This window comes from Holdemania massiliensis AP2 (genome assembly GCF_000327285.1).
In the GTDB taxonomy this organism is placed as follows: Bacteria; Bacillota_I; Bacilli_A; order Erysipelotrichales; family Erysipelotrichaceae; genus Holdemania; species Holdemania massiliensis.
The window spans coordinates 1-545 of sequence record NZ_HE998583.1 but is presented as its reverse complement, the minus strand read 5'-3'; the positions used below and the strand labels follow the sequence as shown (position 1 = coordinate 545).

The 545-nt window shown below is 45.9% G+C and carries 1 protein-coding gene; it reads right to left on the bottom strand.

Annotated features, from left to right (window positions below; all coding sequences use genetic code 11):
* Positions 1 to 509, bottom strand: a 509-nt coding sequence (locus tag BN162_RS17530) for an RHS repeat-associated core domain-containing protein (protein ID WP_208854781.1), incomplete at its 3' end; no start/stop codon positions are given.
* Between the last annotated feature and the right edge of the window lie 36 nt (positions 510 to 545).

Sequence of the window (545 nt, the reverse complement as noted above, 5' to 3'; positions counted from 1 at the left end):
GCTGCCTTTCTCAGCATCTCCGCCGTGTTATTTGAACTGGATGCGCCTGTATTCCTTCCTGCTCCGGAACCACTGCTGGCACTTCCGCCTCCACCATTAGATGTTCCACCTTTTGTATGAGGCTCTGTACGGTGATTGACTGTTCCCTTATTAATTGGTTTTTTCTTTGACTCTGTTGGTGGATTGATTATCCCTTTGATTATCGGCACTATACTCTTAAAACCCGTTGGATCAAAGTACTTGTTCGGATTGTTTCGGCCATAGTTGTACCGGTTCTGACTTAACGGATCCTGCCAATCCCCAAGATACCCATCCGCACTGATGAACAGTTCCGTCACAGTATCGTAATACCGTGCTCTTAAGTACTGGGTCTCATCACTGTTGTGTGCTTCTGAACGATACCCATATTCGTCGCTGCTGCTGACAAACGGATTGTATTTCTTATCTCTCCTTCCATAATCGCTGTAGCTGTATGTCGACAGCACTTGGTTGGATCCGCTTAACAGCATTGTAACGCTTCCTTGACCATCGTACAAATAGAAATC